The sequence below is a fragment of the Coraliomargarita parva genome (assembly GCF_027257905.1).
Classification (GTDB): Bacteria; Verrucomicrobiota; Verrucomicrobiia; order Opitutales; family Coraliomargaritaceae; genus Coraliomargarita_A; species Coraliomargarita_A parva.
On the sequence record NZ_JAPZEI010000006.1, the window covers coordinates 88987 to 115824 of the forward strand.

At 54.3% G+C, this 26838-nt stretch carries 19 protein-coding genes and 1 pseudogene; 17 read left to right on the forward strand and 3 right to left on the reverse strand.

Annotation, left to right across the window (positions count from 1 at the left end):
* Positions 1–63 precede the first annotated feature (63 nt).
* Together O2597_RS10285 and O2597_RS10290 are read left to right on the forward strand one after the other, a co-directional pair.
* Positions 64–837 (forward strand): hypothetical protein, encoded by a 774-nt coding sequence (locus O2597_RS10285; RefSeq protein ID WP_269524546.1) that lies wholly within the window; start codon positions 64–66, stop codon positions 835–837.
* Between the two features lie 250 nt (positions 838–1087).
* On the forward strand, positions 1088–2356 hold the full coding sequence (locus O2597_RS10290) for a 2-hydroxycarboxylate transporter family protein (RefSeq protein WP_269524547.1): 1269 nt from the start codon (positions 1088–1090) through the stop codon (positions 2354–2356).
* Between the two features lie 219 nt (positions 2357–2575).
* Here O2597_RS10290 and O2597_RS10295 read toward each other — a convergent pair whose 3' ends face one another.
* Positions 2576–3742 carry an ATP-binding protein gene (locus tag O2597_RS10295; protein ID WP_269524548.1) on the reverse strand — a complete coding sequence of 389 codons (1167 nt, stop codon included), beginning with the start codon at positions 3740–3742 and terminating at the stop codon, positions 2576–2578.
* A gap of 50 nt (positions 3743–3792) precedes the next feature.
* Positions 3793–3960, reverse strand: a pseudogene (locus O2597_RS10300) (helix-turn-helix domain-containing protein); the annotation flags it as partial.
* 189 nt (positions 3961–4149) lie between these two features.
* Between O2597_RS10300 and O2597_RS10305 the strand changes: the two are divergent.
* From O2597_RS10305 to O2597_RS10330, 6 genes are all read left to right on the forward strand, one after another.
* On the forward strand, positions 4150–5253 hold the full coding sequence (locus tag O2597_RS10305; RefSeq protein WP_269524549.1) for a LacI family DNA-binding transcriptional regulator: 1104 nt from the start codon (positions 4150–4152) through the stop codon (positions 5251–5253).
* Positions 5254–5329: 76 nt separating this feature from the next.
* Positions 5330–6172 (forward strand): DNRLRE domain-containing protein, encoded by an 843-nt coding sequence (locus O2597_RS10310; protein WP_269524551.1) that lies wholly within the window; start codon positions 5330–5332, stop codon positions 6170–6172.
* Between the two features lie 106 nt (positions 6173–6278).
* Complete coding sequence (locus O2597_RS10315; protein WP_269524553.1) at positions 6279–8732, forward strand: heparinase II/III domain-containing protein; 2454 nt, start codon at positions 6279–6281, stop codon at positions 8730–8732.
* 12 nt (positions 8733–8744) lie between these two features.
* Complete coding sequence (locus tag O2597_RS10320) at positions 8745–9470, forward strand: prepilin-type N-terminal cleavage/methylation domain-containing protein (protein ID WP_269524554.1); 726 nt, start codon at positions 8745–8747, stop codon at positions 9468–9470.
* Positions 9454–10497, forward strand: coding sequence for a hydroxyacid dehydrogenase (locus tag O2597_RS10325; protein WP_269524556.1), 1044 nt, complete (start codon positions 9454–9456; stop codon positions 10495–10497). The genes O2597_RS10320 and O2597_RS10325 overlap by 17 nt, the downstream gene beginning before the upstream one ends.
* 13 nt (positions 10498–10510) lie before the next feature.
* A complete protein-coding gene (locus O2597_RS10330) occupies positions 10511–11848 on the forward strand; it encodes a sulfatase family protein (RefSeq protein ID WP_269524558.1) in 1338 nt (445 codons plus the stop codon).
* An 11-nt stretch (positions 11849–11859) separates the two neighbouring features.
* On the opposite strand, the gene O2597_RS10335 is transcribed toward O2597_RS10330, so the two are convergent.
* Positions 11860–12726 carry a helix-turn-helix domain-containing protein gene (locus O2597_RS10335; RefSeq protein ID WP_269524560.1) on the reverse strand — a complete coding sequence of 289 codons (867 nt, stop codon included), beginning with the start codon at positions 12724–12726 and terminating at the stop codon, positions 11860–11862.
* 105 nt (positions 12727–12831) lie between these two features.
* Between O2597_RS10335 and O2597_RS10340 the strand changes: the two genes are divergently transcribed.
* From O2597_RS10340 to O2597_RS10380, 9 genes are all read left to right on the forward strand, one after another.
* Complete coding sequence (locus tag O2597_RS10340) at positions 12832–15861, forward strand: alpha-mannosidase (RefSeq protein ID WP_269524561.1); 3030 nt, start codon at positions 12832–12834, stop codon at positions 15859–15861.
* A gap of 319 nt (positions 15862–16180) precedes the next feature.
* Positions 16181–18967 (forward strand): glycoside hydrolase family 38 N-terminal domain-containing protein, encoded by a 2787-nt coding sequence (locus O2597_RS10345; RefSeq protein ID WP_269524563.1) that lies wholly within the window; start codon positions 16181–16183, stop codon positions 18965–18967.
* Positions 18964–19959, forward strand: a complete 996-nt coding sequence (locus O2597_RS10350) for an HAD family hydrolase (protein ID WP_269524565.1) — start codon at positions 18964–18966, stop codon at positions 19957–19959. The genes O2597_RS10345 and O2597_RS10350 overlap by 4 nt, the downstream gene beginning before the upstream one ends.
* A gap of 355 nt (positions 19960–20314) precedes the next feature.
* Positions 20315–21529: a GntR family transcriptional regulator gene (locus tag O2597_RS10355; protein ID WP_269524566.1), complete on the forward strand. Its 1215-nt coding sequence runs from the start codon at positions 20315–20317 to the stop codon at positions 21527–21529.
* Positions 21530–21578: 49 nt separating this feature from the next.
* Positions 21579–22388 (forward strand): PEP-CTERM sorting domain-containing protein, encoded by an 810-nt coding sequence (locus tag O2597_RS10360; RefSeq protein ID WP_269524568.1) that lies wholly within the window; start codon positions 21579–21581, stop codon positions 22386–22388.
* An 84-nt stretch (positions 22389–22472) separates the two neighbouring features.
* A complete protein-coding gene (locus tag O2597_RS10365; RefSeq protein WP_269524569.1) occupies positions 22473–23936 on the forward strand; it encodes a hypothetical protein in 1464 nt (487 codons plus the stop codon).
* Positions 23937–23955: 19 nt separating this feature from the next.
* The gene (locus O2597_RS10370; RefSeq protein WP_269524570.1) at positions 23956–24501 is read left to right on the forward strand and encodes a hypothetical protein; all 546 of its coding nucleotides are present in this window, start codon (positions 23956–23958) and stop codon (positions 24499–24501) included.
* Between the two features lie 11 nt (positions 24502–24512).
* Positions 24513–25151: a competence type IV pilus major pilin ComGC gene (locus O2597_RS10375; protein WP_269524571.1), complete on the forward strand. Its 639-nt coding sequence runs from the start codon at positions 24513–24515 to the stop codon at positions 25149–25151.
* A 58-nt stretch (positions 25152–25209) separates the two neighbouring features.
* The gene (locus tag O2597_RS10380; protein ID WP_269524572.1) at positions 25210–26532 is read left to right on the forward strand and encodes a sulfatase family protein; all 1323 of its coding nucleotides are present in this window, start codon (positions 25210–25212) and stop codon (positions 26530–26532) included.
* The last annotated feature ends 306 nt before the right edge of the window (positions 26533–26838 follow it).

Below are 26838 nucleotides of genomic sequence, written 5' to 3' on the forward strand. Positions count from 1 at the left end.
TAAACAAGATCGTGCACGTCCATTGTCAGGAAACCCAAACTAAAAACATTAACCCACAATAAAATGAAGAAATACATCCCACTATTCTGTCTCACCGGCCTTTGCGCAGGCCAGTTGTTAACTGCCCAAACTCAATTCAATATCGATTTCAATACGGCTGGTGATTTCGGTAGCAATAATGATTCCGGTTGGAATGTCTATGCAGCTCCAGTTGATGTTGATGGTAGCACACTGATTACCAGCACAGATGCGGCAAGCAGCATCACTTTAAGTCAATCGGGAGTCATTGCCGATTCGACTGCTGGAAATCTGAGTGTGGGTGCAAGTCGTCCCTCCTGGGTGGTCTCTGATGCTGGAAATGACTTTTTCTTTACTGACACGAGCGGTGTCAATGAGTCATTTACCCTGACTTTCGGTGGGATGACTGCCGGCAATAACATCAGTCTGGATATCTATGCGTGTCGCACATCGACGGCGGCCGTCGATGGGACCTATGAATACTCTTTGGACGGGGGAAGCACTTGGTTCGGCTTCGATGTGTTGACGAATGCGGGTTCTCTGGAAACGGCTGACGGTTGGGATGGAGTGGATACTAAAAGCCAAACCTTTGATATCAGTAGTGATGGTTACGACAATGGCCGTTATATGAATATTTCGGATGTAACTTTGACTGGTTCGACTTTGCTGATTCGAGTGACTGAGGCGAATGTTAGTGGTGCCTATGTCGGTGTGAATGCAATGCGACTGACTGTCATTCCTGAGTCCAGCACATACGCTTCGATCTTGGGTCTGGCCGGTATTTGTTCGGCCGTTTTTTTGAAAAGAAAAAGGCGCTAATCGTTGAATCGACCACGGCACCTTCGTTGCTGTTAACACGCGGTGCGCATCATTACACGCTCGCTTGAGCTGGTGGATGAATTCTGTGATCCGGGATGGTTATCTTTCCGGCAATGGCTCCTTCTGGTCTAGTTTAATGAATCATGGGATCTGCAAATCTCTGATTTGGGCCTGACGTGGACAAATGAGGGCTGCTTTGGATGACGCATTTCCCGATTGCTTCGCTCGTCAGACCGAACGTTTCAATTTCATGCCTGCTTCACTTTCCCGTAAAACACAATATCTCTGCGTCTCCATCGCCCTTGCTATAGTCATTGCCGCGAGCTGTTTAGGCGTCATGCCGAATGGGATGATCGGCGCGTTTGGGTTCTTGATCGCAGTCGGCGGCTTACTTGCCTACGTGGGGGATCGGGCGCCGATTTTTAAAGACTATTTGGGCGGTGCTCCCTTTCTATGTATTTTTGGAGCCGCGTTCCTTGTCTATTTGCAGATCCTGCCCGAGGATTTATCGGGGACGGTTAAGACCTTCATGAAACAGGGGGGCTTCTTGAACTTCTATATCGCATCGCTCATCTCGGGATCCATTTTGGGGATGGACCGGCGTTTGCTCAAGCAGGCTGGGCCGCGTTATGTGTTTCCCTTGGTGGGAGGGGTGATCTGCGCGATGGTCCTTACCGGACTGGTCGGCCTGCTGCTCGTTTACGGGTTCAAGCAAACCTTGATCTTTGTTTGTTTCCCCATCATCGGGGGCGGCATGGGTGCGGGGGCCGTTCCGATGTCGGAAATCGTCAGTAAGATATCCGGCAGCATGGATGCGAAGACTGTCCTCTCGAAATTCGTGCCGGCGCTGGCGATCGGCAATGTGCTTGCCATAGTCATTGCCGGATTGCTGAACAAGCTGGGCCAGCGCTTTCCGAAGCTTACGGGAAATGGTGTTCTAATGAAGGGCTTCGAGATTACAGAACCGGCTGAGAAAGCTTATTCGATAGATGCCTTGGGCGTCGGCCTATTTGCCTCCTGTATCTTTTTCATTTCGGGCTACCTGATTCATCACTTCATCCCCTGGATTCATGGCTATGCATTGATGATCATCCTCGTTGGCGTCTTGAAGGTTTCCAATGTCATACCGGAGGCTATCGAAAACGCCTGTAGCGGTTGGTATCAGTTTGTCGTCAAGAATTTCACTCCCGCCTTACTTGTGGGAATTGGGATTGCCTACACGGACTTGCATGAAGTGTTTCAGACGATCTCTCCGACCTTCTTCATTCTGGTTGCCACAACCGTGCTATCTATCGTGATCGCGTCCGGCTATATCGGAATGAAGGTCGGTTTCTATTTCATCGAGTCTGCGCTCACCTCGGGCTTGGGGATGGCGGACATGGGAGGCACCGGCGACGTCGCCGTCCTCTCTGCTGCGAAACGGATGGAGCTGATGCCATTTATGCAAATCTCGTCGCGGCTGGGGGGTGCCCTCATTCTAGTTCTCGTCAGTTTCTTTGCGCCTTTGCTTCTGACCTAAGCCTTTCTCAATTCAACGGTCGTTGCTTGGTCCTGTGTGTGGTGCAAATGAAGATCGATGTCGTATCTCTTGGAAGTTGCGGAATGCTGTTCTTGTTGCGGTATTGGTGTGGGGTGGTCTGGGGCTGAACTATGCAAATTTAAAGTAAGGCTTTGAATCTGCACAAAATCTTGCATCCCGTTGGCAAGTGTGCCGGAAGTTTTTGAGTAATCCGGATCGCTATCGATCTGGTTTTTGACAGAACTGATGCCAGTTGCGCGTCCGGATGCCCGAGCGGGTGCCGGACCACTCGCCACCATAGCACAGGGTTGGGTGGCTCACCCGATCTCCCGCCAGAGTCTTCCATTTGTTCAGGTTGTTTAGCCAGGAGGCGGTGTAGGTCTCGCCGGATTTGATTTCGACGGGATGTAATTGCCTGCCCCGCTCAATCAGCAGGTCGATTTCCAGCCCGGTGTTGTCCCTCCAGAAATATAGCTGCGGATCGTTGCCCAGATTGTATTGTGTCTTGAGGACATCCGCCACGATCAGGTTCTCGAACAGGTTGCCTCGCAAAGGGTGGGTCTTAATTTGGCTTTCTTCCTGGATGCCGAGCAGGCGGCAGGCCAGCCCGACGTCATGGAAATAGAGTTTAGGCGTTTTGACAATACGCTTCCTGAAATTGGATGCATGTGGTTGGAGGGTAAAGCAAATGTAGGATGCTTTTAATACACTCAGCCATGATGTCGCCGTGGGGACGGTGATCGAGCAGTCGGTGGCAATCCGGCTTAGGTTGAGCAATGCGCCGACATTGCCTGCACACAGAGAAACAAAGCGCAGGAAATTGTCCCGGTTCCTAATCTCCAGCAACTGGCGGACGTCCCTTTCGAGGTAGGTTTCGATGTAGGCATTGAGCCATCGGCGCGGTGTGCTGCCCTTGGCCAGGATGCGCGGGTAAAACCCATGAAAGAGATTGTGATCGATGGACGTATTGAACTGATCGGCAGCTTTCAGTTCCGTGATGGAAAACGGTAGCAAGGAAAGATTGCCGACACGGCCCGCGAGGCTCTGAGAAATTTCACGGTTCAGTTGAAATTGGGAAGAGCCGGTCAGGATGTAGAGCCCGTTGCGATCATCCGCATCGACCCGTCCTTGCAGATAGTTGAATAAGTCCGGGCAACGTTGAACCTCGTCCAGGATGGCACCGTCCTGAAATTGTCCGAGAAAGCCACGCGGATCTTCAAGCGCGAACTGGTATTGATCCAAGTCCTCCAGATTTACGTAAGGCTTATCCCCGAAGACTTTCCGGACAAGCGTCGTCTTGCCCGATTGTCGGGGACCGGTGACGGCCACAATCGGGAATTCGTCGGCGTATTCCGGAAGTAGTTTTTCGGCAGTGCGGGAAAGCATACGGTAATTATATATACAAATATAAAGTCATACTTTAAATTTGTCAAGAATCAGGAAAGCTGCGGGATGCCGTTCTTGATGCGGTATTGGCGTGGGGTTGTTTGGTGCTGGGCTTTGAAGAGCTTGTAGAAGTGGCCGAGGTTTTCGAAGCCGCAGTCCTGGGCGATGTCGACGATTTCCTTCTGGGAGGTCTCGAGCTGCATGGAGGCCCACTTTAGGCGGGCTCGGTCGCTAACTGTTGGGTTGGTCTACAAACTGACGCAACAAACCTTCTTGCAAATATCTGAGTCTGCAATGGGCGGTCAATTGTTCTGTTTGTTCGGGCACTTTCCTGTGTGTGAATATAGACGGGTGTCCTGCTGATGAATTTCCTTGACTTTCATTCATTGAATTCATTGAACAACACTATGAATTCAATGAATGAAAGCCCTGTGACCATTAGCCAAGTTGCTGAATGTGCTGGGGTATCGGTTGGGACGGTGAGCCGAGTTCTTAATCAGGCCAGTAATGTTGCCTTGGAAAATCAAGAAAAGGTGCAGCGAGCAATCGAGGAGTTGGGTTATAAGAAGAAGACTTTTTCTGGCCCGTCGGCTTCTCGCAGAAATGGAGCAACGCCCCGGTCTGGAAATATAGGACTCATTTTTGCGGATGCTGGCACAGAGTGGATCAGCCACCCGCTTAACATGGCCTACACCTCCGGGGTTGAGAGCGCCTGTGAGGAGAACGGCTACCATTCTCTTGTCGAATTTGCACCCGCCGATGGCAGTGTGCCTCGCTGTGTGCGCGAGGGTAAAGTCGATGGAGTTTTGATTAAGGTGGCGCGGCAGGTTCCTGATTTTATCAAAGATATTCCGCCGGATATGCCTATGGTATTGGTCGGCCTGAATGCTCCGTGGGTTGATTTGCCTCAGGTCTCTCTTGATAACTACGGGGCTGGGTGGATGGTGACCAAGTATCTATGGGAGAGGGGGCATCGCCGAATCGGTTTTCTGTGCTCGAAGGGCAGTCACCCGTTGTTTGTCGAGCGCATGCAAGGGAGCATCGCGTTCCTGCGTAGTCGTCAGGCCTACACGCCGGATTTGGTTGTGGCCGAGTCGAGTGCTCAAGAGATCTCGGCCCAATTTCTCAGTGAGCCCCAGACATCGCCGCCGGATATGACGGAAGCCTTCGACCAGCTCATGACGCAAGCTTCCAAGTCTCCGCCGACCGCGCTGGTCATGGCCAACGACTGGATGGCTCGCGGCATGTATGACGTCTTGGCCCGCCGAGGCTTGCGCGTTCCGCAGGACATCAGCGTCGTCGGCTTCGATAATGTCGCTCTTCTTTGCTCATCCATGTCTCCCCAATTGACAAGTTTTGACCTGAACTTTGGGGCTGTCGTCAGGGCCGCCGCCTTGGACCTCTTTGATGTGATTAAGGCACCCCACACGAAGCGCGACTTGTCGATACGACTCGTGCGTGGACATCTGGTAGAGCGCGACTCGGTTTCGGATGTCGCCGCGTTTGGCTGAGTGCCTGGGACGATCCCCTATGACTGTATCCATTTTTATCCCCCCGAAGTAAACGAAACCCAAAATGAAAACTCCAATGATTAAATATTATAAACTCCCCGTGGCTGCTATCGCATCGATCATGCTCTTAGGGTTCGCTGAGTCGGCGCATGCCGATACGGTCGTCTTCCAGGATGGAACCGATAATGCGTTTGTGACCAATTACTCCGGAACGGAAGATACCATGCTTGCATCCAATACTTGGGAAGCGAGCTATGGCTCCCGGCAGAATATTCAAGTAGGGGCCAGCCTCAGTCCTGTGGACCATGGTTTGCTGCGATTTGACCTTTCCTCATTGCAGGGGGTATATTCGTCCATCGATTCGGTCACATTGCGTCTCTATCTGAATGGTTCGACCGGTGTGGGCGCAACCGCTTACACGGAGACTTTGCAGGTTTATTCTGTGAGTAGTGCAAATTCTGGCTGGATTGAGGGTGTCAATGAAACCATCGCGACGAATGGCCAGAGCACGTGGCATTATTTGAGCCAAACCGGTTCGGGGACGGGAACGACGTGGGCCGGATCGCAGGGAGCCAGCACGACGGGGACGGACTACGACAGCACGCTCCTGGCCAGCTACAATTATGACAATACCGGACGAGAGTCCTACATCGACCTGACGATTTCGGGCGCTGTAATCGAGTCATGGATTACCGGAGAGAACGCGGGACTACTTTTTAAAACAACTACCGAAGCTGCAACGGGTGACCTCGACAAGCGGATCGAGTTCTATTCTTCGGAGGTGACTACGGAGTCGTTGCGTCCTTCCCTTATTATTAATTTCACTGCGATCCCCGAACCGTCTTCGGCTGCATTGGTGAGCGGACTTCTCGTTGTGGGGGGCGCCATTCTCATCCGCAAGCGAAGAGTTCGCGCATAGTGGTTTTGTTTAGCGGATCACCCTCCTTCGGGGAGTCCGTGAAAACCGTTTTCTAATTCAGGCAATCCGATGTCTATTCGGATTGTGCTCGGTTGAATGTGTCTCGATGAGCTATCCATTTATAATTGCATTGGCATCCCTAAGTGCCCTGGCACTGAATAATCAATGTCCGGCGGCAAGCAGTATCCCGAACCCGGGATTTGAAAATCAATTGGAGGGGTGGGAGACTCACCCTTCTGGTGATCTGGTCTCGAGCGGCATCGGCACAGGATTCTCCCATTCGGGAGAAAGTGGGCTTCGGGTCGCGGATAAGGATCCGTCTTCGGGGTGCGAAATTCGCTCTGCCCGTTTTCCAGTTACGCCTGACGCCACCTACCGGCTCACTTTTTGGGGTCGTGGCATGGAGGGGAAGGGGCTGGGTGTTTACCTTGTTTTCGTTGACTCAAAAGGGAACTGGCTGGGTGTTGATGGCTCGAAGGATGGAGCAACCCTGACACTGCCGGAGGGCGAGACACCTTGGGTTCCTCTCTCGATCACTGCCAAAGCGCCAGGGGAGGCAGCCAAGGCTTTTGTAAGGATCCATTCCTACGGGCAAGCTTTGGTGACTGCGGATATCGATGATTTCGCGATGGATGAGTTGTCTCCCGAGGAAGCGGCCCAGCTACCTGAAAATTGGATGCTTTCCCAAGAGAGGGTCAAAGAAATCGAAGGCATGATGCCTCAATCTTTGTCCGGGTCGATGTGCGGTCCTGGGATCGACGACAGGGCCGCGTGGGAGGACTTTGGCAAGCGTGTGGGGCCCGAGTTGCTGGAACGGGCGGACGCGATGCTGAATGAGCCGGTTCCCGATGCGTCAGACGAGCTATTCCTGACTTTTTCAAGGACTGGCACGCGTCCGGAATACGAAAAGCCTTTTCGTGACAGGCGAGTGAGGCTGCGCGTGCTTACCCTGGCTGAATGTATCCGTGACGAGGGTAAGTATCTGCCCGCCATTGAGAAAACTTTGGAGGCGATCCTGAAGGAGAAAACCTGGGTGTTACCTGCCCATGATGCCCATTTGGACAACTTTGAAGGACGTGTGGTGGATATTGATTTGGGGGTCGCTGTGCGAGGCGCGACTGTGGCGACTTCAGTGGCATGGTTGGGTGACCGTTTGTCGTCCGACTTGCGGAAACATGCGCTTGCCGAGCTGGACCGACGCATCTTCACGCCCTATTTGACCAAGGTTCATGAGGGGCCGAGAGGGAAACTATGCTGGTGGACACACGCTCCCACTAACTGGAATCCCGTGTGCCACTCGCAAGTTGTAATAGCTGCAATGGACGCACTCACGGATGTTCACCGGCGGGCGGAAATCGTCGCGGGTGCCGAGCATTTCGTGAAGCGCTATTATGATGGTTTCCCACTAGACGGTTATTGCACCGAAGGGCTGGGGTATTGGGATTATGGATTCGGCCATTACGTTTTGTTGGCAGAGACCTTGTTGCGCGTTACTGGCGGGGAAATTAACCTGTATGAGCCGGCAATCATCGGCTTGGCAGCTCAATACCCAAAGAAGCTTAAGATGGCGGGAAATGTTTACCCCTCCTTTGCCGATTGTCCGCGCTACCCAAAGCCTTTTCCATGGATAACGGATATTATACAATACCGCTACGAAGGTAAAATCCGCGACTCGAATCGCCGCTTGATCGATTCTGCATTTGAGCAGCCGGCAGGCGGCACCCTGTCCGAAATCTCGGTGGCTGCCTTTCCGCTGACTGAGTTTGGGGATCGTCCGGATGCCATCTCTGTCCAGAAAGAAGAGTCCCTGTTGCGGACCTGGTTTCCCTCCGGAGGCGTGTTCATCTGCCGTTCTGTTGGCGACGATCCCGAGGTGCTGGAAGTTGCCATAAAAGGAGGTCATAACGGCGAGACTCATAACCACAACGACGTTGGAGGTTTCGTATTGGCCCTGAAAGGACGAAGTCCGATTATCGATCCAGGACGCGACATCTATTCCAAATTTGACAGCTATGAGACGGTTGACCTGAAAGGTTCTCAAGGGCATTCCGTGCCACGTATTGCGGGCAAGAATCAGCGTTCCGGTCGTTACGCGCTGGCCGAAGTCATCAGTCATCAGTTTACCGAGGACACAGATACGATCGTCCTGGATCTTTCCCGGCTGTATGACGTGCCTGAGCTGATGCGACTCGAACGTAAATTCAGCTATTCGCGCAAAAACTTAGGGAGCCTGACGGTCATCGATACGGTGGAATTCTCCAGGCCGCAAACTTACGAGAACGCCTTTATTACCTATGGCGCGGTGACGATGACCACTGATAAGTCCGCTCTTATCGTAGATGGGGATTCCGTAATTTCCCTGGCTACTCAAGCTGATGGCAATCCGTCCATGCGTTTCAAGATAGAGCCGCTTCAGACGATTATCCCCAGACCTCCGCTACGTATCTTGGCTTCGCTTCCGGAGCCGGTCTTGAAGGCTACAATTCGATATGAACTGAATCCGGCAAAGAAAGAATGGGCGAGTTACGTGGAAAATCGCGACCCTGAAGCCACGCATTAGAGGCAAGAGCGTATGACAAACTCTTCATCAGAGAACAAGCGTTCGGCGGGTATGACCCTCATTGAAATTTTGTCCGTCATCGCAATTGTCGCGGTGCTGTCCGGGATTCTCTTGGCTGTCATTGGTGGTGCGCGCGAAAAGGCACGACTGGCCAAATGTTCCAGCAATCTGCGACAGTTGGGAGTCGCCGTGCAGCTCTATACTTCGGATCACCAACTGGCGCTTCCGTTTGGTTACTGGATTGCGCAAAACAGCGGAGATGCCCAAGTCTGGGACCAGTTCGTTGAACCCTATCTCGGCGAAGGTCTAACCGAGGTCTTGCGTTGTCCCAGCGATTACTTCGCTGAAGAGGACTCCGACTTTCCGCGCCGAAGCTATGCGATGGTTCGCAACCACCAAGGCGGTGTTGCCAAGACCGGTTACATGACTAAGAACTCGCCCGATGCGCTCCGTCTTTTGTCGATCGGCAATCCTGCCGATACCATTATGTTTACGGAGTATAGCTGTGCGAAAGCGTCCGGGCAGGGGTCGGATAATGTTATCGGCGAGATCGCCTGCAGTGTCGTTGACACTCCGCTCAAGCAAATGCAGAGCGGCAATGGAACCCAACTCCACGATGGCCTCTTCAACTACCTTTTTGTCGACGGGCATGTCGAATGCCGGAGTCCTGAAGATACCATAGGAACCGGCACTCTGGAGGCACCGCTTGGTATGTGGACCTATGCTTCCGACGATTAGTGAACGCGCAGACAGGGGTCATTACATGAAACAACGATCTATTTTTTTACTCGATCCGACTGCTTTCGGGATTATCTATAATGAACAGGCTCGCCGGAGCATTGATGAATTAACGCTCAATGATGGTGTCGCATACCTGGCTGAGGATATCCTTGGCCAACCGGGTGCATTCGAGGATGTGGAAATCATTTTTTCCGGATGGGACTGTCCGACCATGAATGAGGAATTGCTTCAGGCTCTACCTAATCTGAAAGCATTTTTCTACGGTGCAGGTTCGGTTCGAAAACTCGTGACGGATGCATTTTGGAGGCGGGGCATCCTCTTGACCAGTTCGTATCGTGCCAACGCTACACCGGTGGCAGAATTTACCGTCGCAGCAATTGTCTTTGCTCTGAAGCAGGTCTGGACTCTCAATCGTCAGCTCATTTCTCGTGAACCGGGAATGGACCGTTTCCAGATTGCCGGCGCCTATCACGGATCTTCGGTCGGTATCATCTCCCTTGGCGCGATTGGGCAACTCGTCTGCGAAAAGCTATACCGAATGGAACTGGATGTCATGGCTTATGATCCCTACGCTCCAGCTCAACTTTTCGAAGAGTATGGCGTGGTTCGGGTTGATAATTTGCATGAACTGTTTTCGCGTTGTAATGTGGTTTCGCTACATACCCCGTTACTGGCGGAGACGGAAAACATGATAACAGGCGAGCACTTGCGTGCTTTGCCTCCCGGTTCTACGTTTATCAATACTTCGCGTGGCAAGATCGTGACCGAACGCGAAATGGTGGAAGTGCTTGGCGAGCGAAATGATATCTTCGCGGTTCTGGATGTGCTCGCTGATGAAAGCGACATGAGTGCATCACCGTTGGCCCGCATGCCGAATGTTTTCCTGACCCCCCATATCTCCGGTTCGATGGGAGTCGAGTGTTCCCGCATGGGTAGCTTTGCAGTGGAGGAATGTCGCCGTTATCTCAATGGAGAACCTCCTCTCACGCCTGTGACGAAGCAAATGTGTGAAATGATGGCATAAATACACGACCAAGATGGCTTCTGCTGCTTCCACTATTCGCAACGTCATTTATATTCACACACATGATATGGGGCGTTATATCAGCCCTTATGGGCACGCCGTCTCAACGCCGCATCTTCAGGCTTTTGCCGAGCGATCGACTCTGTTTCGTCAGGCTTACTGTTGCGGTCCGACTTGCTCGCCAAGCCGGGCAGGTCTCCTGACCGGAATGACTCCACACGAAACCGGCATGCTTGGGTTGGCTCACCGCGGCTTTACATTTTCTCGACCGGAGCTGCATCTCGCCGCCTACCTCAAGGCTAAGGGCTTTTTGACTGCCTTATGTGGCATGCAACACGAGTTTAATTCGGCATGGGATCAGATGCCCTACGAGGAGTCTCACTTTAAACACGATGGCCCGGCCGGCGTTGACTATGATCTCGATGCAACCAAATCCGCCATTGAGTTTCTGAGCTGCCAGCAGGACCGCCCGTATTTTCTTTCTTATGGGCTGTTTTATCCGCATCGACCGTTCCTGACTGCCGATTACAATGTCTTCCGACCGGATTATATGCGCCCACCTGCGCCTCTGCCCGATACGCCGGAAATCCGGCGCGATATGGCTGACTATGCCTACACCGTCAATCGGGCGGACGACTGTATAGGTCAGGTCTTGGAAACTATTTACCGATATGGGCATGATCGGAATTCGCTCATTATTATGACCACTGACCACGGGATCGCTTTTCCCGGAATGAAGTGCAACCTGACCGACCACGGTATCGGGGTTACTCTGATGATGGCGGCGCCGGGAAATCAGACTGCCGGAGCCGCAGTGGATGCACTGGTCTCGCATCTGGATATTTACCCGACTATTTGCGATCTGTTGGGCTTAGCTGCGCCTGACCACTTGCAAGGGAGCTCGTTGCGTCCTTTGCTGGAGGGCACAACCGAAAGCATCCGTGACGAGGTGTTTTCCGAAGTTACCTTTCATGCGGCCTATGAGCCCATGCGTTGTGTCCGGACCAAACGACACAAGCTTATCTTTCGCTACGAACTGGACCAGCGTCCGCTCGCTAATTGTGATGGCTCATTAAGCAAAGATGAGTTGCTGCGTTTTGACTGGGGTTCACAAATTCTACCCCAGGTGGAGCTGTATGACCTGATGCTGGATCCGAGCGAAGCATGTAATCGGGCAGCAGATCCCGTTTACGCCGATGTTCGCCAAGATCTTGAGCGTCGTCTGCTTGATTGGATGAAGCGGACGAGTGATCCGTTGTTAGATGGTCACGTGGAGCAGCCAGTTGGGACGATGGTTAATGTATTCGAGTCCTTGGATCCCGAAGAAGGACCATTCCTTCGTAGAATGTAATCGCGTTCTGTTTAGGACAGCTGCGGGATGCCTTTTTTGATGCGGTATTGGCGTGGGGTTGTTTGGTGCTGGGCTTTGAAGAGCTTGTAGAAGTGACCGAGGTTTTCGAAGCCGCAGTCCTGGGCGATGTCGACGATTTCCTTTTGGGAGGTTTCGAGCTGCATGGAGGCCCACTTGAGCCGGGCGCGGTTGACGATGTCGCGTGGCGTTGTATCCAGTAAACGCCTACAATCGCGGCTGACATGCTCGTGGCTGCGTCCGGCGATGCGGACAAACTCGGGCACGCCGCCGACGAAATTCGGCCAGGTTTCGATGCTGCGGATGGCGTGTGTGAGCCACTCGGGTGTGGCGGGATGCGCGGTGGTTTCACGGTCGCGGTTGTCGAGCAGGGCGAGCACGCCGTGGAGATAGGCGGCGGCGTTGGTCTCGTTCCAGCGACCGGCGGCGAGGTCGTTGCCCATCTGGCGGAGGCGTTCGCGGTCGTCGACGCTGAGTTGGTATTCGCGCTTCTCTATCGGTTTGTGATCAAAGAAGCAGACTTTGTCCGGAAAGAAGGCGCTCCGGATCTTTTCCCAAAGGGAGGAGGGGAAGGCAAAGTTGATCAGGCGGATGCGATCCTCGGTATCCCAGGCGGAAAAGCCGTGCTGGTCGTCGGCCCGGATGAGGGCGAAATAGCCGGTTTCCATGAGTCTGCGCTCGCCGTTGAGCAGGTGGCAGCCGCGTCCGCTCTCAATCCAGAAGAACTCGTGGTAGTCCTGTGCGTGCACGTGAGGGGAGGCGATATAGTTATAATTATAGGCTTCGTAGGTGCAGGCGTAGGCGTTGGGCCAGTCGTAGGTGGAGAGCTTGAACATCAAGCCAGCGTAATAAATTGTCATTTCATAGCAAGACCTGAGAAGGGCGCTTCTGCTACAATGTTCCGCATCAATCGAAGCCACTGTCAGGGCTTCGCACCAATTTAATTTGCTCCAACCATATCGATCATGCTTCCCAATCATCATCTCCTTCAACTGATTCCGAATCGAATTCAAGCCGCCATCAACCGTCTGGAGGCTGCTGCCTGGACGGACCGACGGCCTGTTGCCGTCGAGGCCTCGAAAGCCCGGCCCGAGCAGGTGACGTTGGCCGAAGGCAAGGCTTACAAGCGCAGCAAGGTGAAGCCCTGTTCGTTCTGGGGGAGGCTTTTCGATCAACGCTGGTGCCTGGTGACCTTGCCTGAAGTTTCGGATGACAACACCTGGCTGGAGTGGTTGGACCAGGGCGAAGCGACGCTGTATGTCGACGACAAAGCCCATTTCGGTTTTAATGTGGCACATCGCCGTTGCCGCTTGCCGAAGGGCGTCAAAGAAGTCTGGGTGCAGTCGAGCTGTATCCAAAGTGCGATCTGGCATCCGGATGCCAAGGACATGGGAGCGGAAGGCAGCTATTTCGAAGGCGCGTGTGTGCTCCGGCGTGATGATGCCGCCTGGGGGGGCTTCCATGACTTGAAATGCATGTTCGACCTGGCCATGGATCAACGCCACCGCGAGAATCCGCAGGTCCCGACAACGCTGAATGGTGCGGGCCTGCAAGCGCCGGTCGATAAGTTCACGCCGGCCTACCGCCGCATGTTGCGTGGGATGGAAGACGCGATCAACGAGCTGGACCGCAAAGGCACCCCCGCGCTGCGCCGTAGCATGGCAAAGCTCTATGCTGAGCTGAAGATGGATAAGACCTTTGCCAAATGTGTCTTGACCGGCCACGCCCACCTCGACCTGGTCTGGATCTGGCCGGAGCGCATGGGCGAACTGAAGGCGCTCAATATTTTTGCCACTGCGGATCGCTTGATGGACGAGTATCCCGAATACCGCTTTGCCTACAGCCAGCCGATCAGCTATGAGGCGATCGCAAAGCGTGAGCCGGAACTGTATGAGCGTGTGCTGGGGCGTATTCGCTCGGGGCAGTGGGAGGCGACGGGGGCCATGTATGTGGAGTCGGATACGATGATCGCTTGCGGGGAAGCCTTGGCCCGTAGCTTTGTGCTGGGGCAAAAGGGCTTCGAGGCGATCAATGGCCGCTTGTCTACCTTGACTTGGCTGCCCGACGTCTTCGGTTATGCGGCCTGCTTGCCGCAGATCATGAAGCAGACGGGGGTGGAATATTTCTTCACTACCAAAATGACTTGGAATGCGATCAACCGCTTCCCCTATAGTAGCTTTATCTGGCGGGGGAATGACGGCTCCGAGATCTTGTCGCATGTCACGCAGGAGTCCAGCTATGTGACGCGCGTGCAGGTTGACGAGCTGAAGTCTTCGATGTGCGGTAACCAGCAGGCCGATGTGTGTGGCGAGTATTTGCTGCCCACCGGTTTCGGGGATGGTGGCGGTGGCGCGACCGATTGGATGATCGAACGGGCGCGTCGTTTGAATGCGCTGCCGGGCTTGCCCGAGGTCGAGTGGGGCCAGCCGGAGTCCTTCTTTGAGCGCCTCAACAAGGTGCGTGACGAGTTGCCGGTGCATCAGGGCGAATGCTATTTGGAATACCATCGTGGCACCTACACGACACATGACAATTTGAAGTCCAGTTTCCGGAATCTCGAACGGGCCATGCAGGTGGCCGAGGCGGTTTCCGTGATGACCGGCAAGACCTGGGACATGGAGCATGCCTGGAAGCGCTTGGTCTTCGCCCAATTCCACGATTACATTCCCGGCAGCTCGGTCTGGGATGTCTATCTGGAAGGCTTGCCCGAGCTCGACCGCGAGGCCGAGGGGCAACTGGCGCAAGCGGGCAAAGCCCTCGCCGGCAAGGGAGAGGATTGCCTCTTCAATCCGCATGCGGTCGAAGTGCAGAAGTGGGTCGATGGTCCGGATGGTTCGGCCTATGTCAGCTTGCCGCCGCTGAGCGGACAGCCGCTGGCATCGGTTATTCAGGACCTGCCCGATCCGGTTGAGGTCAAAGGCCGCAAGGTTTCCAATGGCTTAGCGACGTTCCGGGTGAATGCCTCCGGTTGGATTGATCAACTGAGCTGGGAAGGTGTGGATGTGCCGTTGTCGGGGCCGGTCGGGCAGTTGATGCTCTACCCGGATCATGCGGCCAACTTTGAGGCCTGGGATATCGATCGCCACGTCTTGAACATCGGAGAGCTCTGCAAGGCGAAGGCCACCATTACGGTCGTCGAAGAGGGTGCCCACCGTGCCGGTGTCGCGGTGACCCGGAAGGTCGGCGATTCCAGTGAAGCGACGGTTACCTTCATGCTGGAGTCGGGCAGCCCGCTGGTGCATGTGACTGTGGACTTGGATTGGCGTGAGACGCAGTCGCTCCTGAAGCTGCTCTTCCCGACGAAATATGCGGCCACCAATGCCCGCTACGGTATCCCTTATGGCAGTGTGCTTCGTCCCCAAGTGCCGAATGGCCTGCAAGCGGAAGCAATGTGGGAAGTGCCATTCAGTCGCTATATGGCGGTCTTTGATGAAGGGGAACGCGAAGGGCTTTTCCTCGCTACCCAATCAAAATACGGGGCCACTGTGCGTGAAGGCGTGATCGGCCTCAGTCTCGTTCGAAGCCCGCTGGTGACCGGTTACGAAATGCATTCGAATGCCTGGCCCCCGCACCTCACACGTCTGGAAGTCGAATCGCCCTACAGCGATATGGGAGCGCACCGGATCCAGTTTGCGGTTGGCCGTTATGACTCGGATTTCCCGCGTGAGCGTCAACCGGCGTCGGTGGCGGAGACCCTGTATACGGATCCGCTTCCTTACGCCGGGAAGGCTTTGCCGTCGGTGATCGAATCCTTGGAGGGAGGCGAGACCTTGGTGCCGCACTGGGTCAAGCCTACGGAGACTGGAGGTTGGATCCTGCGCCTGCATGAGGTCGCCGGTCGCCGGGGCCAGGTTTCCGTGAACTTGCGTGACGGTTATCAGCTTTCGCTGACAAATCTCGGGGAGTCCTCTTTGGGGGAGAAGTCTATTACCAAGGTCAACTTTAAGCCCTATGAGGTGGTCAGCCTGCATGTTTCATCTATCACCACGGACTGATTTTGCTGGAAAATTAAAAAAATATGCCTGAGGTTACTTGTCTTGAGAAATGCGTTACATTATTCGAATCTGACCGGAGCTCCTTTGTTGGAGAATTCTGATATTTGCATTTGGAATCGCTCCTTGAGCTCGATGAAAGAGTGTCGTAGGCCTGTTTTTCTGAGTCCGTTCGGTGGAGAATTGGGTGTGCTGGAAGCGTCCTCTCGAAACACGTCGTGCAACTCGTTACATAATCTGCGGCCGTTTCCAGTATAATAAAACCAGTCTTCCAAATTCGTATCCGTTCTAGCTGAAAATCCTTATTTAAACCGCACCATTTATGAAGCCAGATACCTCACACATAAAGCAGATCAAAGTCGTTTCCAATACGCACTGGGACCGCGAATTTCGTCGTTCCTTTGAGAAGACCCGCCGTCGTCTGATCACGATGATGGACAAGGCGATCGACATCCTCGAGAAGGATCCGGAGTTCAAGTCCTTCACTCTGGACGGGCATTCGGTGATGGTGGATGACTATCTCGAAATGCGTCCGGAGAAGCGTGAGGTCGTGACGCGTCTGATTGGCGAAGGGCGCCTCGTGATCGGGCCGTGGTTTTCATTGCCGGAAGAGTTCACTATCGGGCACGAATCCCTTGTTCGCAATTTCCTCAAGGGGAAGCAGAATATGGAGAAGTATGGCGCGAAGCCGGTGACCGTCGCCTACACGCCGTCCTCCTGGGGGCAGACCGGGCAGCTGCCCCAAATCCTCCGCAACTTCGGTTTGGACAAAATGATGTTCTACCGTGGGATTTCGCACCACGAAGCCGATGCCGAATACATGTGGGCGGCACCCGACGGCACGGAAGTCTTTGCCTCCCGCTTCGCCATGTTTGCCCGTTACAACTGGTATTACCTCGTCCACCGTCCGGTGACGACGGGGCGCTCGTTCCAAAAGGATTACCAATGGGGTGAGTATGACGAAGCCGGCATGCGGATTGCGGACGGTTTGGCGGGCGAAGACCTCTCTTTTGACGTCCAGGACCCGGCCTTGCCTTATTCGAAGGAAACCTTGAAGGATGCCGTCGAGAAAATGATTGAGGCCGAGGGGCGTCACTTTACGACCGAAGTGTTCCTCGCCATGAACGGCCACGATATCTCCGCGCCTCACCCGCTGGAGCCGCAGGTGGTCAAGGATGCCGCGGAAATCTTCAAGGGCAAATACAAGATCGAACAGGCGACGCTCGAGGAGTTCTGGGAAGAAGCCCTCAAGCATCTGGACCGCGATGCCATTGCCCACTTGAAGGGCGAACGCCGCAGCTATCTGAAGGAAGGTCTCTGGACCTACTTGTTCCCCGGAACGATTAGCGCCCGCACTTATTTGAAGCTGGCGGACTTCGACTCGACCCAGCGGATCGTTTATTCGGCCGAGCCGATGGCGGTTCTCGGTGCCATGTGCGGTGCCGACTACCCGAAGGATTACTTGCAGCGTGGATGGGACTTCCTGATCGATAACCATACGCACGACGCCAACGGCGGTTGTGCGCCGGACGCGGTCTGCCTCGATATGGAGCAACGCTACCGTAAGGCGAGTGACTGCGCCGATATCGTGACCGAGGACATGATGGCGCATGTCGTGAAAAACCTCTCGCCGGAAGGTCTGGATGGGAAGGCGATCCAGTTGGTGGTGTTCAATCCCTTGCCGGTCGAGCGCGATGTGACCGCTTATGTGGACGTGGAAGTGCCGCGCGAAATGGATGCGAAGGCTGTCAAGTTGACGCATGCCGATGACGAAAATCCCGTCCAGCAGCCGATCAGCAACGAGAAGTCGAGCTGCTTCGTCGATTCGATCTGGGAAGTGCCCCGCATTCTGGAATCCAATCGCATCCGCTTTTACGCGAGGTTCAACAAGTTGCCGGCATGCGGCTATCGCGTCTATCAAATCACCGGCACCCCCGATGAAGTCCGCACGCCGTCGACCTTGGTTGTCGGTTCGAATCGCATGGCGAACGAATTACTCGATGTGACGGTGAATGGCAACGGCACGCTTACGGTTACGAACAAGATGACCGGTAAGACGTATTCGGAAATTAACTACTTCACCGACCAGGGTGAGTGCGGTAACGCATGGAAGCATGACGCTCCGACTTACGACCGCACATACAATTCGCTGGGCGTCCAGGCCAATGTCGCCGTTTCCGAAAGCGGGCCCTTGCGTTCTTCGATTACGGCGGATTTCGAATTCAAGGTGCCGCTCGATTACGCGGACGGCTCGACGCGCAGCGACATCCTCGTCGGCTTGCCGGTGAAGATCGAATACTCGCTGGAAGCCGGAAAGGATACGATCGGCGTTAAGGTTACCGTCGATAACAAGGCGAAGGACCATTGGCTGCGCGTCGCGCTGCCGTCCGGGATCCAAACCGATGTTTCTTATGCGGACTCCCACTTCGATGTCGTCGAGCGGGCTGTCGAAATTCCCGATTCGACCGGTTGGGTCGAGCAGGCCTTTGGCACGCATCCCTTGCGCACCTTTGCCGGTCTGAGCGATGGCACCGACGGTCTGGCTGTCATGCCCAAGGGGCTCTTTGAATACGAAGTGTGCAATGATGCCGGGAAGACTTTCCTGCTCACCCTGATCCGTGCCTGCCGTATCAAGCTGGCGGTGAGCGAGGAAAAAGTCACCGAGCTGCCCGATGAGGGCATTCAGTGTCCCGGTGTCAGAACCTTTGAATACGGCATCTGCATTCATGAGGGTGACTGGCGCAAGGCGAAGCTGCTGACCAAGGCCGCCGGTATCAACACACCGCTGCGTATGGTCGTTGCGGGGCGTGGTAAGGGCGAGCTGGACCACTCGATGTCTGCGGTGCAGCTCGATAACGAGCTCTTGCACGTCTCCGCCATTAAGAAGGCCGAAGACGGCTGTGGGCTGATCGTTCGCCTCTTTAACCCGGACGACTCCGAGCAATCGGCCACACTCACCCTCGGTCGTGAGATGGCGGTCGCAAAGCTTGTCCAAATGGACGAATCCACGCTGGTCGAAGAGCTTCCGATGAAGGGCAATACCGTGTCCCTGACGATGCCTTCCAAGAAAATCTTTACCGTCCGCTTCGGTTGCGGCTGCCAATCATGAGTTCACGTATCATCCCCGGTATCGGCTCGGTTTCTCCGGAATTCGAATCCGACCTGATTCAACTCGAAACTGCCGGCAACGGTGCTTTCAAAGCCGGCGCGGACGGCGTGCGTGAAATCTTCACATTCGCCGATCGCAAGGAAGAGTTTATTGTCTTCGCCGACAAGACCCTCTGCTATGTGAAGTCCGCCATGGGCTACCCGGCCTACTATCCGGTTCCCGAGGTCCGTTTCGAGGGGCCGGCCGAAGCCGTGTTGATGGATCTCGATGGCACCAGCGTCCACAGTGAAAGCTTCTGGATGTGGGTCATCGAACAAGCCACGGGCAAGTTGCTGAAGGATGATTCCTTCCGTCTTTCCAAGGAAGACGAGCCGCACGTGTCCGGGCACTCCGTCAGCGAGCATCTGCAATACTGTATCAATAAATACGTGCCGGATGCTTCCATCGCCGAAGCGCGCGAGCACTACTTTGCGATCACGCGTCACGAGATGAACGAGATCATGGCGGGCCGCGGACGGGAAGGTGCCTTCACGCCTGCGCCCAACTTGAAGGAGTTCCTGACAACGCTGAAGGATAATAACGTGAAGATCGGTCTTGTGACGTCCGGGCTCTATGAAAAAGCCTGGCCGGAAATCCTCGACGCCTTCCGCACGATCGGTCTGGGGGATCCTTTGGAGTTTTACGATGCGATCATCTCCGCCGGCACGCAGGTCGGCCAGGGGCGTGCGGGCACGCTCGGGGAACTTTCACCCAAGCCGCACCCTTGGCTTTACGCCGAAACCGCCTGTGTGGGGCTTGGCATTGATCCGTCGAAATCGCATAAAGTCGTCGGAATGGAAGACAGTGGGGCGGGTCTGGTGTCGATTCGCTTGAGTGGCTTCGCGGCCATCGGGATCGGCGGCGGCAATATCGCAGGGAGTGGCAAGCACCTCCTTTGTGATTATGCGGCCGATACGCTGATGGACAGTTTGCCGTATATTTTGGGCCAATGATGTTCCGAACCTTCCATCGGATCGGCTATTCGATGGAAGTGCGATCTTTCTAGATCGTCTGCCGTTGAACTGAAGCGGGGAATCGTAATCTACGACGCAGTTTTGGGGATCATCGCGCATGGCGCGGATTTAAGGATCGAAACGTTTATTTGAAAAGAGATCGTAGGTTGCCCGCTTTAGACCGGCCACCCGTATGTTTAACTGGTTTCGCAAGTCTGGGCGGTTGCGCGGTTCAAGCAGCGCAACTACGTCTATCTATCTTCAGTCCGTACCATTCAGGTTCATCGCGAAATCTTCTGTTCTGGAGGGCTGCGCTCTGTCGCAGCCGCTTCGGTCTTAGCTTTACGGCTAAGTTTTGAGACGGCCTCTGGAGGTCCGCCCTCCACTGCCTGCAGCTTCTGTATTTTGGAGAAGACCAATAATTTTCCTTGACCTCACATTGCTTATAAGCAAATTGCGTATAAGCAATATGGTCAAAGTGATTGATACCCCTTTTGTGAGTGCCCCATCTCTTGAGACGCCTCTCTACGAGCAGGTCGAACTGTGGTTGAAGGGGGTGATTGACCATCACTTCGAGCATGATGAGCGCTTCTATACCGAGCGGGAGCTGATCGACCTGTTGAAGGTTTCGCAGCCCACTGTTCGTCGGGCGATGCAGGAGCTGGTGAATCAGCGCTTTCTTCGCCGGCGCGTGGGGCAGGGGACTTTTGTGCAGAAGTTCCCGGTTCGCCGCTTGGTCGGATTGATTGCTCCCTACTGGAACTCTCCGATCTTTATGCAGCAGGTGAATGCGTTTGCCGAAGCCTGTGAGGAGTTCGGTTGCGATCTTCGGATGCACTACATTCACAAGGGAGATTCGGTGCGGGAAATGGCGCGTTCGCTTGCGGCTGATCCGAATCTTGAGCGGATGATCCTCTGGGGGCAGTCGCATAAATCGGCGCAGGTCTTGTCGGATGAGCTCGGGCAGCGGGATTTTCGCTCGGTCGCAACCTTTTCATTCTCGTCGGAATTCTCCGGTCCGAGTGTCGGTGTGGATGTCGAGGCCGGCGTGCGCATGGCGCTGGATTACCTTACCGGCTTGGGTCATGAGCGCATTTTATTTATAGAAAATGAGCCGCCAGAACTCGGAACGATCAAGGCTCGTCTGGACGCGCTACATCGCGAGGTTGAGAAGCGTAGCTTGTCGGAGTGCCGTTTTTTGGCCTGTGGGAGTCCGCAATGGTCTGATTCTGCGCAGGCCGCCTATAATGCCATGGAGCAGGTGATGGAAATGAATCCGCGTCCAACCGCGATTGTGCCAATTTCCGGTATCGGTGCCTGGGCGGTGCTTCGCTTTGCAGCAAAGCACAAGATATCTGTCCCTGAAGAGTTTTCCGTGTTTTCGTTCGCCGATCTCACCGGTTCCGACCTGCTTTATCCCGCTTTGACCGGGCTGAATGTTGACTGGAAAACGGTGGCATTGAAGGCGTTGGAAATTCTATGGAATGAGTCTGTTCGACCGGAATCAACGCAAGCACTTGTTCAGCCGAGTCTAATCATTCGTGAAAGCGCCGCAGCGTGTAAGTCTTAATTTGTATCTAAAAACTCCCTACAACTTCAAAACAGAACCCCTAAAAATCATGAGAAACCAATATATCATCGCAATGCTGGCGGCTGTTGCCGCCTTTGTCGGTGCGGGCAGCCTGTCCGCTCAAACATCGACGAATCTTGTCTATGGCAACACCGAAGGCAGTTATACCTACTATGCGCGCGGGCAGGAAGGTGCGGCGCTTGACGAGTTTACCGTAGCCTTTTATCCGGGTAGCTATTCTGGTTCGAAGGATGGCGGTTTGACCTGGAACCAGAGTTTTGTGTCCAGTGATGCCGGTTCGATCTCCTTTGCGTCCGGTGAGCTTTCGAATAACGTAACCGACCCTTCGACTGAGTTCGTCGCCGGTTTTCAAGGGGTGACGGAATATGCCGGAGGCGTTAACGGCGATAATGGTTTCGGTTATTATGATATCCTCTTTGACCTTGGAGGTTCCTATGTCGTCACCGAGGTTGTTATTACTTACAACGATGGTGCGACTTACCGCTGGGCTACTGGGACGAATGATTATCCCACTTCGATCTATACCGCGTCTTCCATGCCGACAAGCGACGCGGACCTCACTCTCTTTGGCGATCCTGCGAAAGCGGCTGCGAACAGCACCGGCACGATCACGTTCAGTGAGGCCGGTGGGGTGACGGCTCAATACCTGGATATCCGTGCGGGAGTCTATTCCACCTATGCGGACTTGAATCCTGCCAGCTCGGATAACCGGGGCGGTAAAATTACCGAGGTAGCGATCTATGGTTATGCTGCGGTGCCGGAACCATCGACTTATGCCTTGTTTTTCGGCTTTGGTGCTTTCCTGTTCGTGGGCATCCGTGCTTGGAAAAGAAAATAAGGGGGCGCTTCTTTCGAATCTATCCAGTTTCCTCTTCCTCTTAATCCGAAGCGTAGCATGCCTCGTCTTAGATCTTCAGTCTCCATGTTTCAGACATTCCTGTGCGCATTGTGTCTCACTGTTGTTAGCTTTGCGGCGGCATCGGATGCGACTGATTTGTCTATAGTCCGTCATCCCCGGCTGGGCACTTGCGCGCATTTCCATCAAGCGTCCAAAGGTTGGGATTTGGATACGGTGATGCCGCTGATTGCCGATTCCGGTCTGACATGGCTCCGTGATGAAATCAAGTGGGAGGAGATGGAGAAGGAGCCCGGCGTATACAAGATTCCGGCGAAGGACATCGAGTGGGTCAACGCTGCCAATGATGCGGGGCTGAAAGTGCTCCTGCTCTTTAATACACGTGGTAATCGCATTTACGACAATCCTTACGATCCGGCCGCTTATGCCAACGCGGCGTCATGGTTGGCGCAGGAGCTGGACGGAAAAATCGGTGCGCTGGAGGTGATGAATGAGCCTTTCAATTTCAAGGGGATGGGTAAAACCTTTGGTGGCACTTGGAATGGCAACGAGCCCGACGGGTCAATTTCCGGATGGATCCGGGCCTATGTGGCCTTGGTGAATCAAACCGCGGATGCTGTGAAGGCGGTTACACCGGATCTCAAGATCATCGGATTGGGCGCAGAGCCTCCGGCCAACCACCGGATGCTGGATCTCGGCATCAGTCCGAAAGTGGATGGGCTGGCCGACCACCCTTACAGCCGAAGAGTGATACCCGAGCAGGTGCTCTATGCGGCAGGGGAAGGCATTCTGCGCCGCGATGGGATCGCGGTGGCGGACGAGCAGGGCACTTTTCGCTCGGTGGTGGATCTCTACCGCCAAAAGATCGGGGCCGATGGAGGTCCCAAAGAGTTCTGGATTACCGAGACCGGATTTACCACTTACTCGGGCTTGGATACGCACACGATTCACGCGGGCTTTACGGAGGAGGCGCAGGCAAAGTATCTGCAGCGTAAAATCGTCGAGGCCTTGGGACTCGATATCGATGTCTTCATTCAATACGCCTTCAAGGACGATGGCGTGAATCCGAATAATGCACAGCATCACTTCGGGTTGATCCGCTACGACCTGTCCAAGAAGCCCGCATATGCCGCGGTCAAGCGGGTCGCTCAGTCGATGGCGGCTTTTGCGACCGAATCCCGTGCGGAGGTGAATGTCTATCCGCTGGCCAGTCGCGTCGATTATTGGCCGATCGTATGGGATGGCACGCGGATTGCGGCTCCCGGTTCAATCCCCGTCTATCAATTCGTGAACGATGCAGGTGAATCCGTTTTATCGATCTGGTCCGCCGAGCGGGTCGGGAGCGATCAGTATTTCCGGCGGGCCGATGTTGAAATTATCCGGGATCAGCCGATCAGCAAAATTGAAGTCCTTGATTTATGGACTGGAGAGACTCGTTTGATTGAGCCGAAGAAGACGTCGTCCGGCGCCTACCTGATCGAGCAGATGGAAGTTCCGGATTATCCCCTGCTCTTAACATTGAAAAACTAAAAGTAGAAAGATTCTCGTCATGTCATTGAAAAATCTATTTCGCCCCGGAGCACTTGCTCTATCACTGGCTTTGCTCGCTTCCACGTCAGTTTCTCTGGCTGCGATGGACGAGTTGTATTCGGAGAGTGTCTGGAAGTTCAATGCCGGGGAGGAATTTTCGGGGGCTTCGGGAAACCTTGATGTGTCGAGCGACGCACTCACGCTGAGCTATGATTTCTCGGATGGCGGAAAATACGTTTCCGCGGATGTTCGTTATGAGCTTACACCGGCCGATAAGGAATTGCGCTTCAAGGTGAACGCGGACCGCCCGCTCCGTATCGCTGTCCGCTTTATCGACAGCACAGGACAAACTTTTCAGCACACAAAACCTTACATTTCGGCGAACCAAACGCAGCAGTATCGATTTGATTTGGAGAAAATTGCCGAAGTGAAATCCTGGGGTGGCAGCAAGGACGGAAAAGTGCATTATCCAGTCAAGGTCCTGCGGATTTGTGTGAATGCGCCGTCCTACGAGTATGCCAGAAACGGATCGGTTACATTTACGGATGTTGAAATCAATCGTTGAGGGACTGACTAGTGAAGAAGAATGCCGCATTTACGCTCATTGAGCTCTTAATGGTAATACTCATTATCGGGGTATTGGCGGGTATTCTGATTCCGGCAGTGGGAAAGGTCCGGTCCAATGCGACACTGACTTCCTGTGCCTCCAATATGAGACAGATGGCGGTGACGATGTCACTCTATGCCAATGACCACAAATTGCAGTTTCCCGCCCACTCGACTCCGGGGCATGGTGTGTGGTCCCGCGTTCTGGTCGATACAGGCTATATCCAAGACCCTCAGGTGATGGCCTGTCCTGCGGATGACTATGCCGCTGAAGCCGAGCGTCCCAGAAGTTATGTGTATGCCTCTCCAGCCATGTTTCCGGCGAATAACAGAAACTTGGCAACAACTACTATGGGATTCAAGTCGCCCGCTGATACCTTTATGCTGATCGAATGGCATTGGCCGAAGCAGGATTATTTGGTGAACGGAGGTGCCGCAGCTGGTCGCGATTCGATGACGACTTCATTTGTTATGCATCCTGACGGTGTGCGGAACTTTGCATTTGTGGACGGACACGTCGAGCGTCTTGGGATCGATGATATGAGGCCGAATGATTCTCGTTGGGGCAGTTTCACCGAGCAGTCCGGGGTTCAGCCTGTAGAGCCTTGAAGTTGCTTAGCCGTCGCATTTTACGCATGTCTGGCGAGGCATCCCATTTAGCTTATTTATGATTTCCGAAAGCATCAAGAACGTCATTTATATCCATACCCACGACATGGGTCGCTACATTAGCCCCTACGGATATGAGCTCCCGACGCCGCATTTGGATGCTTTTTCCAAGCAGGCCACATTATTTCGTCAGGCCTATTGCTGTGGGCCTACTTGTTCGCCGAGTCGGGCTGGATTGTTGACCGGAGTCACGCCGCATGAATCAGGCATGCTTGGGTTGGCGCACCGTGGATTTAAATTCGAGCATCCAGAGCAGCACTTGGCTGCTTACTTGAAGGGGCAGGGGTTCATGACGGCGCTCTGTGGGATGCAGCACGAATTCAATTTTGCATGGGAGCAGATGCCCTATGAATTTGTGATGCGGGAAAACTCGGAGCAGGGGAATGCGGCAACCGATCGACTGTGGACGGATGCGGCCTGTGACTTTCTTCGTCGAGAGAGGGAGCAGCCGTTCTTTCTTTCCTACGGATTGTTCTATCCACACCGTGAGTTTGAGGCGGCAGATCATTCGAAATTTCCACCCGATTCGATCGAGCTTCCGAAATGCCTGCCGGATACGCCCGAAGTCCGCAGAGACTTTGCGGATTACCAGTATTCGGTTTCCTTGGCCGACGAATGTATCGGTCGCGTCCTGAAGACGATTCGTGAAACCGGCCGAGACCGAGATAGCCTGGTGATTGTCACAACCGATCACGGCATCGCTTTTCCGAACATGAAATGCAACCTGAAGGATGAGGGGATCGGCGTGACCTTGGTGATGGCTTATCCGGGGAATCCCATGGCAGGAGAAAGTTCGGATGCAATGGTTTCGCATTTGGATGTTTACCCGACTATATGTGACTTGCTCGGATTGGAACCGCCTTCGCATCTGCAGGGTGAGAGTATGCGCCCCTTGTTCGAGCGCACTCAGGAATCGATCCGGGATGAAATCTTTTCGGAGGTGACCTTTCACGCCGCGTATGAGCCAATGCGTTGTATTCGGACAAAGCGCTTTAAATTGATCCGGCGCTTCGAAGTTCGGCAGCGTGTGCTCGCGAACTGTGACGACTCTCCTTCGAAGCAGGTTCTCATCGATTCCGGCTGGGGTGCGGAGGCATTGCCGGAAATCGAGCTCTACGATTTATTGGAGGATCCTCAGGAAACCATCAACCATGCTACGCATCCGGAATATGAATACGTTCTGCGGAGCCTTTCCGGTAAGCTTCAGGACTGGATGGTGTCCACTTCGGATCCCCTGTTACAAGGATCCGTCCAGAGGCCGGAGCGTGCGCTGGTTAATGCGATTACCTCGGTTTCACCATCTGAAGGGCCCTACGAGTAAGGTAGCTTCACAAAAGGTTTGAGCTATAAAGGCAAAGGTAGCGCGGCACCGTCCCGAATGGCCCTACCTTAAGATTGAATTGGGAGTCGATTAGTCTTTGCGTAGCTAACCTGTCTTGATGTCTAGAGGGGAATCGAGTTCGGGAGGGCGGCTGTCCCCAGCCGCCGTGCAACGGGCTTAGTGCTGCGGATCCTCGACAAGATTAACGCGCCGCCGTAGCGATTTTTGTTAACTTGGGGCCGGCTCGCCGAATCGCGGCGGCTGGGGACAGCCGCCCTCCCTGTCACCTTAAGGTAGTGCCATTCG

Bases quoted from the DNA above. Each gene is read 5' to 3' on its own strand.
- O2597_RS10285 (WP_269524546.1), top strand. From the start codon at position 64: ATGAAGAAATACATCCCACTATTCTGTCTCACCGGCCTTTGCGCAGGC.
- O2597_RS10320 (WP_269524554.1), top strand. From the start codon at position 8,745: ATGACAAACTCTTCATCAGAGAACAAGCGTTCGGCGGGTATGACCCTC.
- O2597_RS10380 (WP_269524572.1), top strand. From the start codon at position 25,210: ATGATTTCCGAAAGCATCAAGAACGTCATTTATATCCATACCCACGAC.
- O2597_RS10360 (WP_269524568.1), top strand. From the start codon at position 21,579: ATGAGAAACCAATATATCATCGCAATGCTGGCGGCTGTTGCCGCCTTT.
- O2597_RS10350 (WP_269524565.1), top strand. From the start codon at position 18,964: ATGAGTTCACGTATCATCCCCGGTATCGGCTCGGTTTCTCCGGAATTC.
- O2597_RS10310 (WP_269524551.1), top strand. From the start codon at position 5,330: ATGATTAAATATTATAAACTCCCCGTGGCTGCTATCGCATCGATCATG.
- O2597_RS10370 (WP_269524570.1), top strand. From the start codon at position 23,956: ATGTCATTGAAAAATCTATTTCGCCCCGGAGCACTTGCTCTATCACTG.
- O2597_RS10330 (WP_269524558.1), top strand. From the start codon at position 10,511: ATGGCTTCTGCTGCTTCCACTATTCGCAACGTCATTTATATTCACACA.
- O2597_RS10315 (WP_269524553.1), top strand. From the start codon at position 6,279: ATGAGCTATCCATTTATAATTGCATTGGCATCCCTAAGTGCCCTGGCA.
- O2597_RS10365 (WP_269524569.1), top strand. From the start codon at position 22,473: ATGTTTCAGACATTCCTGTGCGCATTGTGTCTCACTGTTGTTAGCTTT.
- O2597_RS10335 (WP_269524560.1), bottom strand. From the start codon at position 12,726: ATGACAATTTATTACGCTGGCTTGATGTTCAAGCTCTCCACCTACGAC.
- O2597_RS10340 (WP_269524561.1), top strand. From the start codon at position 12,832: ATGCTTCCCAATCATCATCTCCTTCAACTGATTCCGAATCGAATTCAA.
- O2597_RS10295 (WP_269524548.1), bottom strand. From the start codon at position 3,742: ATGCTTTCCCGCACTGCCGAAAAACTACTTCCGGAATACGCCGACGAA.
- O2597_RS10325 (WP_269524556.1), top strand. From the start codon at position 9,454: ATGCTTCCGACGATTAGTGAACGCGCAGACAGGGGTCATTACATGAAA.
- O2597_RS10305 (WP_269524549.1), top strand. From the start codon at position 4,150: ATGAATTCAATGAATGAAAGCCCTGTGACCATTAGCCAAGTTGCTGAA.
- O2597_RS10290 (WP_269524547.1), top strand. From the start codon at position 1,088: ATGCCTGCTTCACTTTCCCGTAAAACACAATATCTCTGCGTCTCCATC.
- O2597_RS10345 (WP_269524563.1), top strand. From the start codon at position 16,181: ATGAAGCCAGATACCTCACACATAAAGCAGATCAAAGTCGTTTCCAAT.